Consider the following 15,443-nt stretch of genomic DNA (forward strand, 5'->3'; position numbering starts at 1 on the left):
TGTCATCCCTCGGTGGGAGCCGCCATGTCGGCGCCGCACCGATATCGATCCGAGCCTCCGATGAAACAGTACCTCGACCTGATGCGCCACGTGCGCGAGCACGGCACCTTCAAGAGCGACCGCACCGGCACCGGCACCTATAGCGTGTTCGGCCACCAGATGCGTTTCGACCTGGCCGCGGGCTTCCCCCTGGTGACCACCAAGAAGTGCCACCTCAAGTCGATCGTCCACGAGCTGCTGTGGTTCCTCAAGGGCTCCACCAATATCGCCTACCTCAAGGAGCACGGCGTCTCGATCTGGGACGAGTGGGCCGACGAGAACGGCGACCTCGGCCCGGTGTATGGCTACCAGTGGCGCTCCTGGCCGGCGCCGGACGGCCGCCACATCGACCAGATCGCCAACCTGATGGCGATGCTGAAGAAGAATCCGGACTCGCGCCGGCTGATCGTCTCCGCCTGGAACCCGGCGCTGATCGACGAGATGGCCCTGCCGCCCTGCCACGCGCTGTTCCAGTTCTACGTCGCCGACGGCAAACTCAGCTGCCAGCTCTACCAGCGTTCGGCGGACATCTTCCTCGGCGTACCCTTCAACATCGCCAGCTATGCCTTGCTGACCCTGATGGTGGCGCAGGTCGCCGGCCTGCAGCCGGGCGAGTTCATCTGGACCGGCGGCGATTGCCACCTGTACGCCAACCACCTGGAGCAGGCCGACCTGCAGCTGACCCGCGAGCCGCTGCCGTTGCCGAGCATGAAGCTGAATCCCGAGGTGAAGGATCTGTTCGACTTTCGCTTCGAGGACTTCGAGCTGGTCGGCTACGAGGCCCATCCGCACATCAAGGCACCGGTCGCGGTCTGACCCTTCGGCGGAGCCGTCGGCTCCGCTCAACCGAACAGGCGACGGTACCAGGGAAGCGCGCGCCAGTCCCGCAAAGCCCGCTCCGCATCTTCTGCGCGTTGCAGCGCCTGTTCCAGGGCCTGCTCCAGCGGAGCGACCGGATGGCTCATGGCATGGCCATGGCAGAGCTGGAAGTCGTCCAGCAGGTTCGGCGGTAGCGCGAAGGCGCCTTCCAGGCGTGCCTGTTCCTCCGCCAGGTAATAGCCGTTGAGGCCGTCGAAGTGGACGAAACGGTAGCCCGCGGCGAGCAGCGGCGCTTTCCACTCGGGGTCGTGGTCGAATGGAGTTTCCGCGAGGATCAGCCACGGGCGCCAGCGGTTCAGGTCGAGGCCGCGGAGCACCGCGCCTTCCAGCCCTTCGACGTCGATCTTGAGGAAGTGGATCGGCCCTTCGACATGGGCCGCGCAGATCGCGTCCAGGGTGCTGACCTTCACTTCGCGCGGGGTGGCCGTGCAGCCCTCGGCCTGGCGCTGGCGGGCTAGCTCGGGGTCCAGGGTGGAGAGACCCGAGGCGGCCATCTCGTAGAGCGTGGCGCGGCCTTCGCGCTCGCCAATGGCGAGGTTCAGGTTGAGGTCTTCCGGCCGTTCCCGCTCCAGCTCGCGGTGCAGGTGGGGCAGCGGTTCGATGTTGATGCCGCGCCAGCCGCGCTCGTAGAACGCCAGGGTGACCGAGTCGATCCGCGGGTGGTTGGCGCCGACGTCGATGTAGAACCCCCTGGGGAAGAGTTTCAGGGCCCGCCAGAGTCGGACGTCTTCCAGGTTCTGCGCGTAGGAAACGAAGGGCATGGGCCTACCTCTTGGGCGATCGTCGCCAGTCTGTCATTCCCCGCGCCCGCTCTCCAGCAATTCGGCCAGCGCGTCGATCTGTTCCTGGCGGTCGCTGCCGCCCACCCGCCTGCCGTTCAGCGACGACCACTCCGGATGCGCGCGCGCCTTGCGCAGCGCTTCCGGCAGCTTGCCTTCGCGCCACTGCTTGTCCTCCGGGGTTTCCAGGCGGATCGCCTCGACCGCCGCGTGGCCGCGCGTTTGCAGGGCTGCCAGGAGCTGCCGTTGGCGCAGCGCGAGCAAGCGCAGCACGGCGTCGTTGACGGTCAGCTCGCGGGCGCCCTTGAGCTTGCCGAGCAGGCGCGAGCCGTAGTGGCCGACGGTCTGCCAGGCGCCGCCGGCGAGGGCACCGAGGGCGGCGGCGGCGCCAAGGGTGACGCCGCCCACCAGCAGGTCGATGCCGGCGCCGGCCGCGGCACCGGCCGCAACCCCGCCGCCGAGGCGGATACCGAGTTGGCGCAGGGTCTCCGGATTGAACAGATCGTCGCCCCAGCGGCCGTCGAGCAGCGGCAGGTCGGCGGCGCGGGCGTCGTCCCTGGCGAAGGCGTAGAGCCGCAGCAACGCTTCCACGCAGGCCTGCTCGCGCTTGCGCACCTGCTGGTGCAGGTCGCGGGTGGCTTCCTGCACGGCGCTTTCGCCGCCGGGCACCAGGCGCCGGCAGGCGGCGACGTCGACCAGCAATTCGGCGATCAGCCGTTGCCCGGCGCGCAGGCGCGCGGCGGCCTGGGTCTCATGGTCGGCGATCAGCCGGTCGAGTTGCGGCCGGGCGCGCTCCAGCAGCAGCGCCAGGCTCTCGTAGAGGCGCCGTTCGCCGTCCAGCGGCGGCGCCACGCTGTCGAAACGCACCAGGGCGTGCAGGCCCAGGCGAGCGAGGGCGGCGCGCCACTCCTCCTCGCGATGCTGCGGGCTGGCGACAAAGTTCAGCACCGGCAGCAGCGGCCGGCCGCAGCCGGCGAGCACCGCCAGTTCGTCGCGATACTTGGCCAGCACCGGTTCGCGGGCGTCGATCACGTAGAGCCCGGCGTCGGAGGCGAGCAACTGGCGGACCACCTTGGCTTCCTGTTCGAAACGCCCGCGCGCTTCGTTGCTGTCCAGCAACCGCGCCATGCGTTCCGGGCCATCGAGACGCTCGCCGGGGCGCTCCAGGGCGTCCAGGTAGTCGAGCAGGGCGATGGCGTCTTCCAGGCCGGGCGTGTCGTAGAGTTCCAGCAGCGCTTTGCCGTCCACCGACAGCCTGGCGCCCTCGACGTGGCGGGTGGTGCTGGGGCGATGGCAGACTTCGCCGAATCCACGGTCGCGAGTCAGGGTGCGCAGCAGCGAGGTCTTGCCGGTATTGGTGTGGCCGACCACGGCCAGGATCAGCGGCTCAGTCATGGCCGGTCTCCAACCAGGCCAGCGGCGAGGTCTCGCCGTGCGGCAGTTGCAGGCGTTCCAGGGCGGCGTGCCAGTCACCCAGGCGGTCGCTGTCGAGCGCTTCGCCGGGCGGAGCCTGGAGCAGCCAGATGCGGGTGCTGGCGGCGCAGCGGGCGAGTTCGCCGAGCAGTGCCAGGGTGCCGCGGTCCGGCGAGCGACGCGGGTCGCAGGCGATGGCCAGGCGCGCCGGCGGGTAGCGGGTCAGTTGTTCGAGCAGGCGACGGCGCTGCTGGCCGTCGTCGAGGATGCCGGCGTCGGCGACGCCTTCGGCGAGCTTCGGCGGCCAGGGCCGGCGATCGTCCAGCTCCACCGCCACCAGCACCGCTCCGGCGGCTTCCTGGCTGGACTGGCCGCCCTGCGGCTCCGGCAGCCAGTCCGGTGCCGCGTCGCTGACGCCGAGGCGTTCGCTGGCCGGCATCAAGCGTTCGCGCAGCAGGCTGTAGCCTGGGTCGTCGAGGTCCAGGTCGAGGTCGGCCAGGCCGCGTTTCCAGCGCCACAGGCAGAACAGACCGAGCAGCGCGCGCGGCAGGACCCCATAGACCAGCAGTACGCCTACCAGCCAGCCGGCCCAGGCGTGCCGTGCGGCTTCGCTGGCCAGGGCGGCGTCGCCGCTGGCGCGGATCAGTTCGGCGTCCGGCAACGGGAAGCCAAGCAACGCCGGCAGGGCGCCGAGCGCCTGGGTGAGGGCGATGAAGGTATCGCTGCCGAGAATGGTGGTTTCCCAGACGAAACCGTAGCGGCGGGTCGCCAGCAGGCCGAGGAGCATGGCCAGCGCGGTCAGCAGGCCGAGCAGCCAGAGCCCGTGGACCAGCGCGCCGAGGCCCCAGCGCGCCAGCCGGCGCCGGCCGAGCAGGACCAATAGCGCCGGCGCCAGGTGCGCGGCGCGGGCATCGCGCGCCAGCTTGCCGCTGAGCCACAGCCAGAGCCGGCCGAGCGCGCCCGCGGCCTCGCCGCCGGCGAGCAGGCCGAGGGCCCAGCCGAGCAGGGTCAGCAGGTGCAGGCCGAGGAGGCTGGCCAGCGCCCAGAACACGTTGACCGGGCGCTGGCCGTCGCCAAGCGCGGCGAAGGCCAGTCCGGCGCCGCTGGCCAGGGCCAGCACCAGCAGCAGGGCCAGCGCCAGCCGCGAACCCTGGCGCCAGGTCCGCTGGGCGTCCAGCAGGCCCTCGCGGCGGCCCAGCCAGTGGGCGCGGGTGAGAATACGGCGCGGCAGGGAACCGCCCTGGGCCAGCGCCTGGCGAAGCGCCTCGCTGTCTTCCAGCGGACCGGCCTGCTCCTCGCGCAGGCGAACGGCCTCGGTCAGCCAGAGGGCGTCGAGGCCGGGATGCGTCGTGTGACTCAAGTCACCTCCTGTGTCGATTTCCCTGCCGAGCGTGAATCGTGCCCGGCCAACGGCGTCTGATCAGCGCCAAACATAGCAAAAAGCGCCCCGGCGGCTCATGCTGGCTTGCCAGCCGGCTGGCGGCGGGGTGTGGGATTTTGACTGGCGCCGTGGCGAAAGCGTTCGGCGCCGGTAGCGAGAGGAACACTGAGATGAAGGTAGTACGCCGATACCCCCTGGCGCTGTTGCTGGGGATGGCGGGCGCGCTGGCCGACGAGTTGCCCGATGGCTCCTTGCTGCAACGCTATGGCGTGCAGGCCGACCAGTTGCCGACCCTGGCGGCGGATCCGCCGTCGCGCAAGGAGGAGAAGGAAACGCCGTCGCGCTTCCGGGTGGAGCCGGAGCAGCCCTTGGTGACCTTTGGCGTCAAGGACCACAAGGGCGTGGAACCCACCGGCAACCCGTCGATCGACGCCATGCACGAGCGCGATCGGCGGATCTGCCGGAACATCAGGCGGCAGGCGCTGGAGAAGGGCAAGGCACAGCCCTTCGACGGCTACATCGAGTGTCCATGAGGCCGGCGCCCGCGTACGAGCGCCGGTCGGGCCGCGTCAGCGCTGCTCGCGCAGGCGCACGGCGACGTCCGGCTGGTCGCTGAACAGGCCGTCGATGCCGGCGTCGAGGTAGGCCCTGATCTCGCCGGCCAGGTCGCCGCGCGACTGTGGGTTGCCGTCGGCGCTGCGGAACTCCGCCGGAAGGAAGCTGTTTTCCGCGCGGAAGGTGTAGGGATGCACCTTCAGCCCGGCGGCGTGGGCGTCGCCGACGAAGCGGGTCGGCTGGCCGAGGTTGCCGTTGGCATCGCGAGGAATCACGTAGCTCTTGTCCGGACCGACCCCGTAGGCGTAGCGCGCCACCTGGCGCAGGCCCTTGGCGGTGGCCATCTCGGCGTAGGTCAGGCTGCCGCCGCTGGCCTGCTGGTCGTAGGGCTGGCCGCTGCCGTAGAGCTGGACCAGGCGGATGCCGGTGAGGCGCTTGAGTTCCTTCAGGTTGTTCACCTCGAAGGACTGGATGAATACCGGCGCGCGCGGACCGAGGTAGCCGTTGCGGTGCAGGGTCTTCACCAGCGGGCGTTCCATGGCCAGGCCGAGGCGCTGGAAGTGGGTACCGTGCTTGATCTCGGGGTACAGGCCGATGGTGCGTTGCTGGCTAATTTGCAGGCTTTTCACCAGGTCGATGATCTCCTGCAGGGTGGGGATCTCGAAGGTGCCGTCCAGGCGCGCATTGCCCGGGCGGATCGTGGGGATGCGCTCGATGGCGCGCAGGGTCTTCAGTTCGGCGAGGGTGAAGTCTTCGCTGAACCAGCCGGTGAGTTCCACTCCGTCGACTTTCTGCGTGCGCTTGCGGTCGGCGAATTCCGGGTGCTGGGCGACATCGGTGGTCAGGCCCAGTTCGTTGTCGTGGCGGGCGACCAGCTTGCCGTCGCGGGTCATCACCAGGTCCGGCTCGACGTAGTCGGCGCCCATCATCACCGCCAGGGCGTAGGCGCCCAGGGTGTGTTCCGGTACGTAACCGCTGGCGCCACGGTGGGCGATGACCAGCGGCGAGCGTTCGTCGCTGGCCGGGTGGCGAACGGAGGCCTGGCCCTGGGCCCAGTCGATGGCGCGTTGTACGTTGCCGGTGTCGGCGTGGGCAGCGCTGGCCAGGCCAGCGGCGAGCATCAGGCAGGCGGCGCCGAGGTGGCGGCGCAGGAAGGCTGGTTGCATGACGGGTCCTCGTCGGCGGTTCGGGAGTGTTCCAGTCCAGCAGAGTGACGCAGCCAGGTGATACTTCTTTGCCCGTTTCGCGACATTCCCGTGACAATCGCCGCCAGCGTGACGACGTCGGCGTTTTCCCGGCCAATCCAACGAAAGGGGCGGACGGCCGGGGCAGGGTATAGGGTGACGGCGCTCGCATAACAATAAGAGGATCGGTGATGGCTTCCGCGCAACCTGCCTCCGCGTTTCCCTGCCTGTCGTTGCAACTGGCCTGCCTGTTGCTGGGCGCCTGGCTGGCCTTCGATGCCCACGGCGGCGGCCCGGCCGTGGCGCCGCCGGCCCGTGTCGAAGCGCGTGTGCCGACGGCCGCTACCGATGACTGGGGACGCCAGCCGGACAGCCTGATGAGCGCCGTGCCGCCGCGCACGCTGGAGGCGAGCGTCGGCGCCCGCGGCTCGGGATCGGCGAGTTCGCGACTGTGGATCGCCGATACCGACTTCCGCCTGCACGACGACATCGGTTTCTTCATCCAGCGCATGCTGATCCGCATGGAGCCGACTCGTCCCGGCGCGCCCTTGTCGCTCGACGATCCGACGGCGATGGTGGCGCGGATCCAGGCCGGCGAGATATTCGTCAGCGACGCCACCCTGGCGACCCTGCTCAACCAGGACCTCGCCGCGTCCCGCGCGGCCGTGCGCAACCTCAGTATGAACACCCGCAAGGACGGCCAGGAAGTGCGTGGCGAGTTGTTGCGCAAGGGGCGCTGGCGGCCGCTGCGGATGCTCACCGAGATCGAGCTGAGCGGTCCGCTGGAGGTGACCCTGGTACCCCGGCGGATCTTCGTCGACGGGGTCGAGGTCACTTCGTCGCTGGCGGCGGCCTCGATCGAGATGTCCGAGGTGCTGAAGCTGAAGACCCGGCACATGGAACTGGTCGGCAACCGCATCCGCGTCGACCTCGACGGATTGTTCCCGCCGCCGCGCCTGGACTTCCGCGTCAGTCGCCTGGCCCTGGCCGACGGCGGCATGCAACTCGCCCTCGGCGACTCCCTGGCCGACCTGCAATGGCCGGCATTACGGGCGCCGGACAGCTACATGTTCATCGAGGGCGGCGATATCAAGATGGCGCGCACCGTGCTGGTCAAGGCCTATGCCCTGTTCACCAGCCTCAGCCCGGGGCAGCCGCTGCTGTTCAATCTCTACGACTACCGGCGGCAACTGCAGAACGGCGTGATCCGCCTGCGCGAGGACGGCATGGTGCAGATCGCCGTGTCGCCGGTGAAGGCGCCGGCGCCGCTGGAGGCACGGCTGTGAGCCGGCGTCCGTGGGGCGTACTGCTTGGCTGTTGCCTGTTGGCGGCCAGCGCGGCCCAGGCCGAAAGCGCCATCGACCGGCAGCAGCGCGAACTGGCCCTGCTGCGCGAGGGCTGGTACCGGCAGGTCCCGCCGGCGCCGGTGCCGCTGCCCATGCGTACGGCCGGGCCGGCGGATTCCGGCCAGGATGGCGTCGGCATACTGCTGCGCAACGTGGACATGTACCTGCGCGGCAACATCGGTTTCCACGTGCCCGAGGTGAAGGGCTGGCTGGTGCCGAACCGGGCCGGCCAGCCGGTGGACTTCGACCGTCCGCAGGACATGCATTTCCAGGTGATGGAGGGCGAGGTGCTGCTCAGCCCGCGGCAACTGGCCAACCTGTTCAACGAGCACATCCTCGCCTACGACGGGACCATGTTGAAGGACTTCCGCATGAGCAGTGCGGCGGGACGCCTGGAGGTGGAGGGGCGGGTGCGTCCGCTCGGCGTAGGGCCCTGGCTGCCGCTGCGGCTGGGCGGCGGCGTGGAGGTGGACGCGGCCAGCGGCGCGCTGGTCTATCGGCCCGACCAGTTGAGGGTGATCGGTCTGCCGCTGTACGGGGCGATGAGCCTGGTCGGCCTGCCGATGTCGGCGCTGGTCAGCCTCGATCGGCCGGGGGCGAGCCTGGTGGGCAGCGCCATGCGCCTGGACTACCGCAAGGTCTTCCCGCTGCTGGGCATCGACGGCCACGTACAGGAGGCCTGGCTCGACGACCAGGGGCTGCACCTGCGTTTCTCCCAGGCGCCCGGCCAGCCGTCGCCGGTGTTCAGCCCGCCGGCCGCGGCGGGCCCATCCTTCCTCTGGCTACAGTCGGGCGACCTGAAGATCTTCGAAATCCTCATCACCTACGCCCAGGTGCTGCTGAAGACCGAGACCCCGGACCAGGTGCTGACCTTCAACCTGCAGGACTACCGCAAGGTGCTGGCGACCGGCACCACCCAGGTCAACGAGGATGGCACCTTCTTCATGCAGGTGCCGCCGTATGCCAATCCCTTGTAGGCCGGCCCGCACAGTTGGCCTGGAGTCCGCCGGCGCGAGTGTTTATCCTCGCGCCTTTGTCCTTCCACGATGAGGTAACCCCATGGCACGACCGCTGGCGATGATCGCCGCCCTTGGCGAGAACCGCGCGATCGGCATCGACAACCGCCTGCCCTGGCGCCTGCCGGCCGACCTCAAGCATTTCAAGGCGATGACCCTCGGCAAGCCGGTGATCATGGGGCGCAAGACCTGGGACTCGCTGGGTCGGCCGCTGCCGGGCCGGCTCAACCTGGTGGTCAGCCGCCAGGCCGCCCTGGCACTGGAGGGGGCGGAAGTGTTCGCCAGCCTGGACGCCGCGCTGGCGCGCGCCGAGGCGTGGGCGCAGGCGGAGGACGCCGACGAACTGATGCTGATCGGCGGCGCCCAGCTCTATGCCGAGGCCTTGCCGCGCGCCGCGCGTCTCTACCTGACCCGGGTTGGCCTGGCGCCGGAGGGCGACGCCTTTTTCCCCGAGATCGATGGTGCGGCCTGGCGCCTGGCGTCGAGCATCGAACACGCCGCGGCTGACGATGCGCCTGCCTACGCCTTCGAGGTATGGGAGCGCCGCTGACGGTTCCAGGCGGGGTCAGAGGGTGATCAGCTCCGCCTCGATCTTCTTCCCCGCCACTTCCAGCACGCCGATCCCGATCGGCAAGCTGAAGCGCCGCGGCCCGGCGCTGCCCGGGTTGAGGTAGAGCACGCCGTCGCGCTCTTCCTTCAGCGGCTTGTGCGAATGTCCGGCGACCACCACGTCGATGCCTTCGGCGGCCGGGTCGAGGTCGAGTCGCTTGAGGTCGTGCAGCACATAGAGGGTCAGCCGGCCGATCTTCAGCAGCAGGCGCTCGGGGATGTCCGCCGCCCAGTCCTGGGTGTCGTTGTTGCCGCGCACCACCGAGAGCGGCGCCAGGCGTTCCAGCTCGGCGAGGATTTCCGGCTTGCCGATGTCGCCGGCATGGATCAACTGGTCGCAGCCGCGCAACCGTTCCAGCGCCTCGGGCCGGAGCAGGCCATGGGTGTCGGCGATCAGGCCGATGCGCAACGGGCGGCGGGACTGGGGCATGGGCGCGGGTCCGGGTTGCGGGACGGAAGAGGGTGGCCGACGGGCATGGCCATGCCGTCGATCATACCCAACCATTGGCCGGGTACGAAAACCCTTCGGCGAAAACCGCGACGCCGCCCGGAGGTGGCGCCGCGCCTATCAGTGTCCGGCCTTCTGGACCGGGCTTTCCGGCAGGAACCAGTTCAGCAGCAGGGCGCAGATGCCGCCGGTGGCGACCCCGGACTCCAGCACGTTGCGCAGCGCCGCGGGCATGTGCGCGAGGAACTCCGGCACCTGCGAAACGCCCAGGCCGAGGGCCAGGGATACGGCGATGATCAGCAGGGCACGGCGGTCCAGCTGGATGCCGGCGAGGATGTTGATGCCCGAAGCGGCCACCGCGCCGAACATCACCATCGCCGCGCCGCCCAGTACCGGTTCCGGCACCGCCTGGATGACCCCGGCGACGCTCGGGAACAGGCCGAGCAGGACCAGCATGGCGGCGATCCACAGGCCGACGTAGCGGCTGGCCACGCCGGTGAGCTGGATCACCCCGTTGTTCTGGGCGAACACTGAGCTGGGGAAGGTATTGAAGATACCGGCGAGGAACGAGTTGGCGCCGTTGACCAGCACGCCGCCCTTGATCCGCTGCATCCACAGCGGGCCTTCCACCGGTTGCTTCGACACCTTGCTGGTGGCGGTGACGTCGCCGATGGCTTCCAGGGAGGTGACCAGGTAGATCACCAGCATCGGGATGAACAGCGGCCAGGAGAAGTCCAGGCCGAAGTGCAGCGGGGTCGGTACCTGGAACAGCTCGGCCTGGTGCATGCCGGTGAAGTCCAGGCGACCGAGGTAGCCGGCCAGCGCGTAGCCGACGGCCAGGGCGATGACGATGGCGCAACTGCGCATCCATACCACCGGGATGCGGTTGAGCACCACGATGATGCCCAGCACCACACCGGACAGCAGCAGGTTCTCGCCGTTGGCGAAGGTGCCGTTGGACATCGCCGAGAAGCCGCCGCCCATGCTGATCAGGCCGACCTTGATCAGGGTCAGGCCGATCATCAGCACGACGATGCCGGTCACCAGCGGGGTGATCAGCCGCTTGACGAACGGCAGTATGCGCGAGATGCCCATCTCGACGAAGGAGCCGGCGATGACCACGCCGAAGATCGCCGCCATCACGCTTTCCACCGGCGTGCCCTGCTTGACCATCAGCGCCCCGCCGGCGATCAGCGGGCCGACGAAGTTGAAGCTGGTGCCCTGGACGATCAACAGTCCGGCGCCGAACGGGCCGAAGCGCTTGCACTGGACGAAGGTGGCGATGCCGGAGATCACCAGCGACATCGACACGATCAGATTGGTGTCGCGCGGCGATACGCCCAGCGCCTGGCAGATCAGCAGGCCAGGGGTAACGATCGGCACGATGATCGCCAGCAGGTGCTGGAGGGCGGCGAGCAGGGCGATGGGAGCGCTGGGACGGTCGTCCAGGCCATAGACCAGGTCGTTGCGGGCGCTGGCGTCCGACGGGCTTTGCAGGGAACTCATGGTGGCGGTCCGGGGAAAAAGAGCGCGATTTTACTGGGCGAACGCGGTCTCGCCCAGGCCTGGCTGCGTCGCATGTCGGCGGATAACGCCGGTGGCGTATGCGCCCTGCGGTTGGAGCGTGGGTGAGCGGTAGGGCGAATGACCGCTTGCGGTTATCCGCCATTCGGCGCGCGTACGCGTGAATGAAAAAGCCCGGCGCGGGACCGGGCTTTTTTCGTCGCTGGACGATTCAGCCGTCCAGCAGCGCCTTGTTGCGTACCGCGCCCTTGTCGGCGCTGGTGGCGAGCAGGGCGTAGGCCTTGAGCGCGGTGCTGACGCGGCGGGCACGCGGCGCGGCCGGCTTCCAGCCCTTCTTGTCCTGTTCGGCGCGGCGTGCGGCGAGTTCTTCGTCGCTGACCAGCAGGTTGATCGAGCGATTGGGAATGTCGATCAGCACCTTGTCGCCGTCCTGCACCAGGCCGATGGCGCCGCCGGCGGCGGCTTCCGGGGAGGCGTGACCGATGGACAGGCCCGAGGTGCCGCCGGAGAAGCGTCCGTCGGTGAGCAGGGCGCACTGCTTGCCCAGGCCCTTGGACTTCAGGTAGCTGGTCGGATAGAGCATTTCCTGCATGCCCGGCCCGCCCTTCGGTCCTTCGTAGCGGATGATCACGATGTCGCCGGCCTTCACCTCGTCGCCGAGGATGCCTTTCACCGCGGCGTCCTGGCTTTCGAAGATCTTCGCGCTGCCTTCGAACACGTGGATCGACTCGTCGACCCCGGCGGTCTTCACCACGCAGCCGTCGAGAGCGATGTTGCCGTAGAGCACGGCCAGCCCGCCTTCCTTGGAATAGGCATGCTCGACGCTGCGGATGCAGCCCTCGGCGCGGTCGTCGTCCAGGCTCGGCCAGCGGGTGTTCTGGCTGAACGCGGTCTGGGTCGGGATGCCCGCCGGACCGGCCTTGAAGAAGGTGTGCACGGCTTCGTCGCGGGTCTGGGTGATGTCCCACTGGGCGATGGCGTCGGCCATGCTCGGGCTGTGCACGGTGGGGACGTCGGTGTGCAGCAGGCCACCGCGGGCCAGTTCGCCGAGGATGGAGAAGATGCCGCCGGCGCGATGCACGTCTTCCATGTGGTACTTCTGGATGTTCGGCGCCACCTTGCACAGTTGCGGCACCTTGCGCGACAGGCGGTCGATGTCGCGCAGGTCGAACGGCACCTCGGCCTCCTGGGCGGCGGCCAGCAGGTGCAGGATGGTATTGGTCGAGCCGCCCATGGCGATGTCCAGGGTCATGGCGTTCTCGAAGGCCTTGAAGTTGGCGATGTTGCGCGGCAGCACGCTGTCGTCGCCTTCGCCGTAATAGCGCTGGCAGAGTTCCACGGCCAGGCGCCCGGCGCGCAGGAACAGTTGCTCGCGGTCGGCGTGGGTGGCCAGGGTCGAGCCGTTGCCCGGCAGCGACAGGCCGAGCGCCTCGGTCAGGCAGTTCATCGAGTTGGCGGTGAACATGCCGGAGCAGGAGCCGCAGGTCGGGCAGGCGCTGCGCTCGTACTCGGCGACCTTCTCGTCGGAGCAGGAGTCGTCGGCGGCCACCACCATGGCATCGACCAGGTCCAGGCCGTGGCTGGCCAGCTTGGTCTTGCCGGCTTCCATCGGCCCGCCGGAGACGAACACTACCGGGATGTTCAGGCGCAGCGCGGCCATCAGCATGCCGGGGGTGATCTTGTCGCAGTTGGAGATGCAGACGATGGCGTCGGCGCAGTGGGCGTTGACCATGTATTCCACGGAGTCGGCGATGATCTCCCGGCTCGGCAGCGAATAGAGCATGCCGTCGTGGCCCATGGCGATGCCGTCGTCGACGGCGATGGTGTTGAATTCCTTGGCCACGCCGCCGGCCTTCTCGATCTCGCGGGCGACCAGTTGGCCGAGGTCCTTCAGGTGCACGTGGCCGGGCACGAACTGGGTGAAGGAGTTGGCGATGGCGATGATCGGCTTCTTGAAGTCTTCGTCCTTCATCCCGGTGGCGCGCCAGAGGGCGCGGGCGCCGGCCATGTTGCGGCCGTGGGTGGAGGTTTTCGAGCGGTAATCGGGCATGACGATTTCCTGCGGCTAATCAGGTTCGGGTTATGACTGTATCGTGAGCGTCGAAGGAACCGGATGCAAACGGGGAATAGCCGAGTGTACGGAGTTGGCCGGGGTCTGAATGGGGTCACCATTGGCGACGGCCTGGGCTCACTGCCCGCCGGGGGATGATTGGCGAGGAATGCCCGGATTCTAAGCCCAGAGCGGGCGAATGGGGAAGGCTGGCGGTCGGCGGAGCGGCGCGTCGCGACCCGGCTGGCGTCTTGCGCCGCCCGTCGCGCCATGAGCGGCGGTGGCCGTAGGGCGGATGAACGCAGGCGCTCATCCGCCGGGACGGGCTCAGCCGTTGGGCAGCAGCCGGCAGGTCAGGCTCTTGATGTAGCGGGTTTCCGCGATCGCCAGGTGCACCGGATGGTCGGGGCCCTGGCCGCCGCGCTCGAGCAGCTGGATGTTGCGGTCGAGATGGCGGGCGCTGCCGATCAGGATGTTCTGCAGGTCGTCCTCGGGCAGGTGCATCGAGCAGGAGGCGCTGACCAGGATGCCGTCCTTGCTCAGCAGGCGCATGGCCTGTTCGTTGAGACGGCGGTAGGCGGCCTCGCCGTTCTTCAGGTCCTTCTTGCGCTTGATGAAGGCCGGCGGGTCGGCGATCACCACGTCGAAGCGTTCGTCGGCGGCCTTCAGCTCGCGCAGGGCCTCGAACACGTCGCCCTCGACGCAGGCGACCTTCTCCGCCACGCCGTTCAGTGCCGCGTTGCGCTCGACGCCGTCGAGGGCGAAGGCGGACGCGTCCACGCACATCACTTCGCTGGCGCCGAAGGCGGCGGCCTGGATGCCCCAGCCACCGATATAGCTGAACAGGTCGAGGACCCGCTTGCCCCGCACGTAGGGCGCCAGGCGCGCACGGTTCATGCGGTGGTCGTAGAACCAGCCGGTCTTCTGCCCGGCCAGCACCGGCGCCTCGAACTTCACGCCGTTCTCTTCCAGGGCGACCCACTCCGGCACTTCGCCGTAGGCATTGGCCACGTAGCGCTCCAGGCCCTCGGCGTCGCGCGCGCTGGAGTCGTTCTTCCAGAGCACGGCGGCGGGCTTGAGCACCTGCAGCAGGGCGGCGAGCACCTCGTCCTTGCGCAGTTCCATGGCTGCGGACGCCAGTTGCACCACCAGCACGTCGCCGAAGCGATCGACCACCAGGCCGGGCAGCAGGTCGGAATCGCCGTAGACCAGCCGGTAGAACGGCTTGTCGAAAAGCCGCTCGCGCAGGCTGAGGGCGATGTTGATGCGATGAACCAGCAGCGATTTGTCGAGAACGTGCTTGGTATCACGGGAAATGAGGCGGCCGCAGATGAGATTGTTCGGGCTCAGCGCGACGATGCCCAGCGGCTTGCCGTTGGCCATTTCCAGCACCGCCTGGTCGCCGGCGGCGAAGGCATTCAGCGGCGTCGCGGCGACATCCACCTCGTTGCTGTAGACCCACAGGTGGCCGGCGCGCAGGCGGCGCTCGGCGTTGGCTTTGAGACGCAAGCTGGGCAGGGTCATGGGAAAGGCTCCGGCAAAAGAGCGCGATTATAGCGCAGCGACGGGATTCGCCGCTGCGCGAACGCGGGCCGTTCAGCCGGCGAGGATTTCGATGAATCGACGGTTGAAGGCCGGGATGTCTTCGGGTTTGCGGCTGCTCACCAGCTTGCCGTCCACCGCTACCTCCTGGTCCACCCAGTGGCCGCCGGCGTTGTTGATGTCGTCCTTGAGCGACGGCCAACTGGTCAGGGTACGACCCTGCACCAGTCCGGCGGAGATCAGCAGCCAGGCGCCGTGGCAGATCACCGCCACCGGCTTGCTCGCCTGTTCGGCGCGGATCGCCAGTTCCTGGGCCTTGGCCAGGCTGCGGATCTGGTCGGAATTGATCACCCCGCCGGGCAGCAGCAGGGCGTCGTAGTCGTCCAGGCTGGCGTCTTCGAAGGTGCCGTCGACGCGGAAGGCCTCGGCTGGCTGGTGATGGTTCCAGCCGCGCACCTCGCCGGCCTTGTCGGAAAGAATCCTTACCGTGGCGCCGGCGTCTTCCAGGGCTTTTTTCGGACCGGTCAGTTCGACCTGTTCGAAACCGTCGGTCACCAGGGCGGCGACGACCTTGCCGTGCAGGGATTGGGTCATGGCATGTCTCCCGATATCAGAAGGGGTATTCATTCCGACCCTGGCGGCTGCGGGAAAAGTTCCATGTCCGTTGCCTGGCGCCGC

Annotated in this window: 14 protein-coding genes; 5 read left to right on the top strand and 9 right to left on the bottom strand. The window is 68.7% G+C overall.

All coding sequences use genetic code 11. The features are described 5' to 3' along the window. Positions 1 to 60: 60 nt before the first annotated feature. Complete coding sequence (locus tag LJF27_RS19330) at positions 61 to 855, top strand: thymidylate synthase (RefSeq protein ID WP_003110588.1); 795 nt, start codon at positions 61 to 63, stop codon at positions 853 to 855. 26 nt (positions 856 to 881) lie between these two features. Here LJF27_RS19330 and LJF27_RS19335 read toward each other — a convergent pair whose 3' ends face one another. The 3 genes from LJF27_RS19335 to LJF27_RS19345 are packed head-to-tail and all read right to left on the bottom strand — an operon-like array spanning position 882 to position 4,470. After that, on the bottom strand, positions 882 to 1,679 hold the full coding sequence (locus LJF27_RS19335) for an FkbM family methyltransferase (protein ID WP_003112965.1): 798 nt from the start codon (positions 1,677 to 1,679) through the stop codon (positions 882 to 884). Between the two features lie 33 nt (positions 1,680 to 1,712). Next, positions 1,713 to 3,092 (bottom strand): GTPase/DUF3482 domain-containing protein, encoded by a 1,380-nt coding sequence (locus tag LJF27_RS19340; protein ID WP_023117225.1) that lies wholly within the window; start codon positions 3,090 to 3,092, stop codon positions 1,713 to 1,715. Next, positions 3,085 to 4,470: a DUF2868 domain-containing protein gene (locus LJF27_RS19345; protein WP_003142615.1), complete on the bottom strand. Its 1,386-nt coding sequence runs from the start codon at positions 4,468 to 4,470 to the stop codon at positions 3,085 to 3,087. Before LJF27_RS19345 ends, LJF27_RS19340 begins: the two co-directional genes overlap by 8 nt. Positions 4,471 to 4,661: 191 nt before the next feature. Here LJF27_RS19345 and LJF27_RS19350 point away from each other — a divergent pair, with 191 nt between their 5' ends. Continuing rightward, positions 4,662 to 5,024: a hypothetical protein gene (locus tag LJF27_RS19350; RefSeq protein ID WP_003084423.1), complete on the top strand. Its 363-nt coding sequence runs from the start codon at positions 4,662 to 4,664 to the stop codon at positions 5,022 to 5,024. A gap of 36 nt (positions 5,025 to 5,060) precedes the next feature. On the opposite strand, the gene LJF27_RS19355 is transcribed toward LJF27_RS19350, so the two are convergent. After that, positions 5,061 to 6,212 carry a glycerophosphodiester phosphodiesterase gene (locus LJF27_RS19355; protein ID WP_003117884.1) on the bottom strand — a complete coding sequence of 384 codons (1,152 nt, stop codon included), beginning with the start codon at positions 6,210 to 6,212 and terminating at the stop codon, positions 5,061 to 5,063. A gap of 209 nt (positions 6,213 to 6,421) precedes the next feature. Between LJF27_RS19355 and LJF27_RS19360 the strand changes: the two genes are divergently transcribed. The 3 genes from LJF27_RS19360 to LJF27_RS19370 all read left to right on the top strand — a co-directional run bounded on the left by LJF27_RS19360 (position 6,422) and on the right by LJF27_RS19370 (position 9,142). Next, complete coding sequence (locus LJF27_RS19360) at positions 6,422 to 7,516, top strand: hypothetical protein (protein ID WP_003117885.1); 1,095 nt, start codon at positions 6,422 to 6,424, stop codon at positions 7,514 to 7,516. After that, complete coding sequence (locus tag LJF27_RS19365) at positions 7,513 to 8,553, top strand: hypothetical protein (protein ID WP_003112968.1); 1,041 nt, start codon at positions 7,513 to 7,515, stop codon at positions 8,551 to 8,553. Before LJF27_RS19360 ends, LJF27_RS19365 begins: the two co-directional genes overlap by 4 nt. An 82-nt stretch (positions 8,554 to 8,635) precedes the next feature. Beyond that, positions 8,636 to 9,142, top strand: coding sequence for a dihydrofolate reductase (locus LJF27_RS19370; protein ID WP_003117886.1), 507 nt, complete (start codon positions 8,636 to 8,638; stop codon positions 9,140 to 9,142). A 15-nt stretch (positions 9,143 to 9,157) separates the two neighbouring features. On the opposite strand, the gene LJF27_RS19375 is transcribed toward LJF27_RS19370, so the two are convergent. From LJF27_RS19375 to pfpI, 5 genes are all read right to left on the bottom strand, one after another. After that, on the bottom strand, positions 9,158 to 9,631 hold the full coding sequence (locus tag LJF27_RS19375) for a metallophosphoesterase family protein (protein WP_003102894.1): 474 nt from the start codon (positions 9,629 to 9,631) through the stop codon (positions 9,158 to 9,160). Positions 9,632 to 9,769: 138 nt separating this feature from the next. Then, the gene (locus LJF27_RS19380; protein WP_003102887.1) at positions 9,770 to 11,155 is read right to left on the bottom strand and encodes a nucleobase:cation symporter-2 family protein; all 1,386 of its coding nucleotides are present in this window, start codon (positions 11,153 to 11,155) and stop codon (positions 9,770 to 9,772) included. A gap of 229 nt (positions 11,156 to 11,384) precedes the next feature. Further along, the gene (gene ilvD, locus LJF27_RS19385) at positions 11,385 to 13,223 is read right to left on the bottom strand and encodes a dihydroxy-acid dehydratase (RefSeq protein ID WP_003084436.1); all 1,839 of its coding nucleotides are present in this window, start codon (positions 13,221 to 13,223) and stop codon (positions 11,385 to 11,387) included. Between the two features lie 327 nt (positions 13,224 to 13,550). After that, positions 13,551 to 14,747, bottom strand: a complete 1,197-nt coding sequence (locus LJF27_RS19390; protein ID WP_003102882.1) for a class I SAM-dependent rRNA methyltransferase — start codon at positions 14,745 to 14,747, stop codon at positions 13,551 to 13,553. Positions 14,748 to 14,819: 72 nt separating this feature from the next. Next, positions 14,820 to 15,359 (bottom strand): protease PfpI, encoded by a 540-nt coding sequence (gene pfpI / locus LJF27_RS19395; RefSeq protein ID WP_003102879.1) that lies wholly within the window; start codon positions 15,357 to 15,359, stop codon positions 14,820 to 14,822. Between the last annotated feature and the right edge of the window lie 84 nt (positions 15,360 to 15,443).

The sequence above is a fragment of the Pseudomonas sp. 203-8 genome (genome assembly GCF_020708595.1).
Classification (GTDB): Bacteria; Pseudomonadota; Gammaproteobacteria; order Pseudomonadales; family Pseudomonadaceae; genus Pseudomonas; species Pseudomonas aeruginosa.

Coding starts and splice junctions, on each gene's coding strand:
- LJF27_RS19330 (WP_003110588.1), top strand. CDS start 61: ATGAAACAGTACCTCGACCTGATGCGCCACGTGCGCGAGCACGGCACC.
- LJF27_RS19335 (WP_003112965.1), bottom strand. CDS start 1,679: ATGCCCTTCGTTTCCTACGCGCAGAACCTGGAAGACGTCCGACTCTGG.
- LJF27_RS19340 (WP_023117225.1), bottom strand. CDS start 3,092: ATGACTGAGCCGCTGATCCTGGCCGTGGTCGGCCACACCAATACCGGC.
- LJF27_RS19350 (WP_003084423.1), top strand. CDS start 4,662: ATGAAGGTAGTACGCCGATACCCCCTGGCGCTGTTGCTGGGGATGGCG.
- LJF27_RS19355 (WP_003117884.1), bottom strand. CDS start 6,212: ATGCAACCAGCCTTCCTGCGCCGCCACCTCGGCGCCGCCTGCCTGATG.
- LJF27_RS19360 (WP_003117885.1), top strand. CDS start 6,422: ATGGCTTCCGCGCAACCTGCCTCCGCGTTTCCCTGCCTGTCGTTGCAA.
- LJF27_RS19370 (WP_003117886.1), top strand. CDS start 8,636: ATGGCACGACCGCTGGCGATGATCGCCGCCCTTGGCGAGAACCGCGCG.
- LJF27_RS19375 (WP_003102894.1), bottom strand. CDS start 9,631: ATGCCCCAGTCCCGCCGCCCGTTGCGCATCGGCCTGATCGCCGACACC.
- LJF27_RS19380 (WP_003102887.1), bottom strand. CDS start 11,155: ATGAGTTCCCTGCAAAGCCCGTCGGACGCCAGCGCCCGCAACGACCTG.
- ilvD (WP_003084436.1), bottom strand. CDS start 13,223: ATGCCCGATTACCGCTCGAAAACCTCCACCCACGGCCGCAACATGGCC.
- LJF27_RS19390 (WP_003102882.1), bottom strand. CDS start 14,747: ATGACCCTGCCCAGCTTGCGTCTCAAAGCCAACGCCGAGCGCCGCCTG.
- pfpI (WP_003102879.1), bottom strand. CDS start 15,359: ATGACCCAATCCCTGCACGGCAAGGTCGTCGCCGCCCTGGTGACCGAC.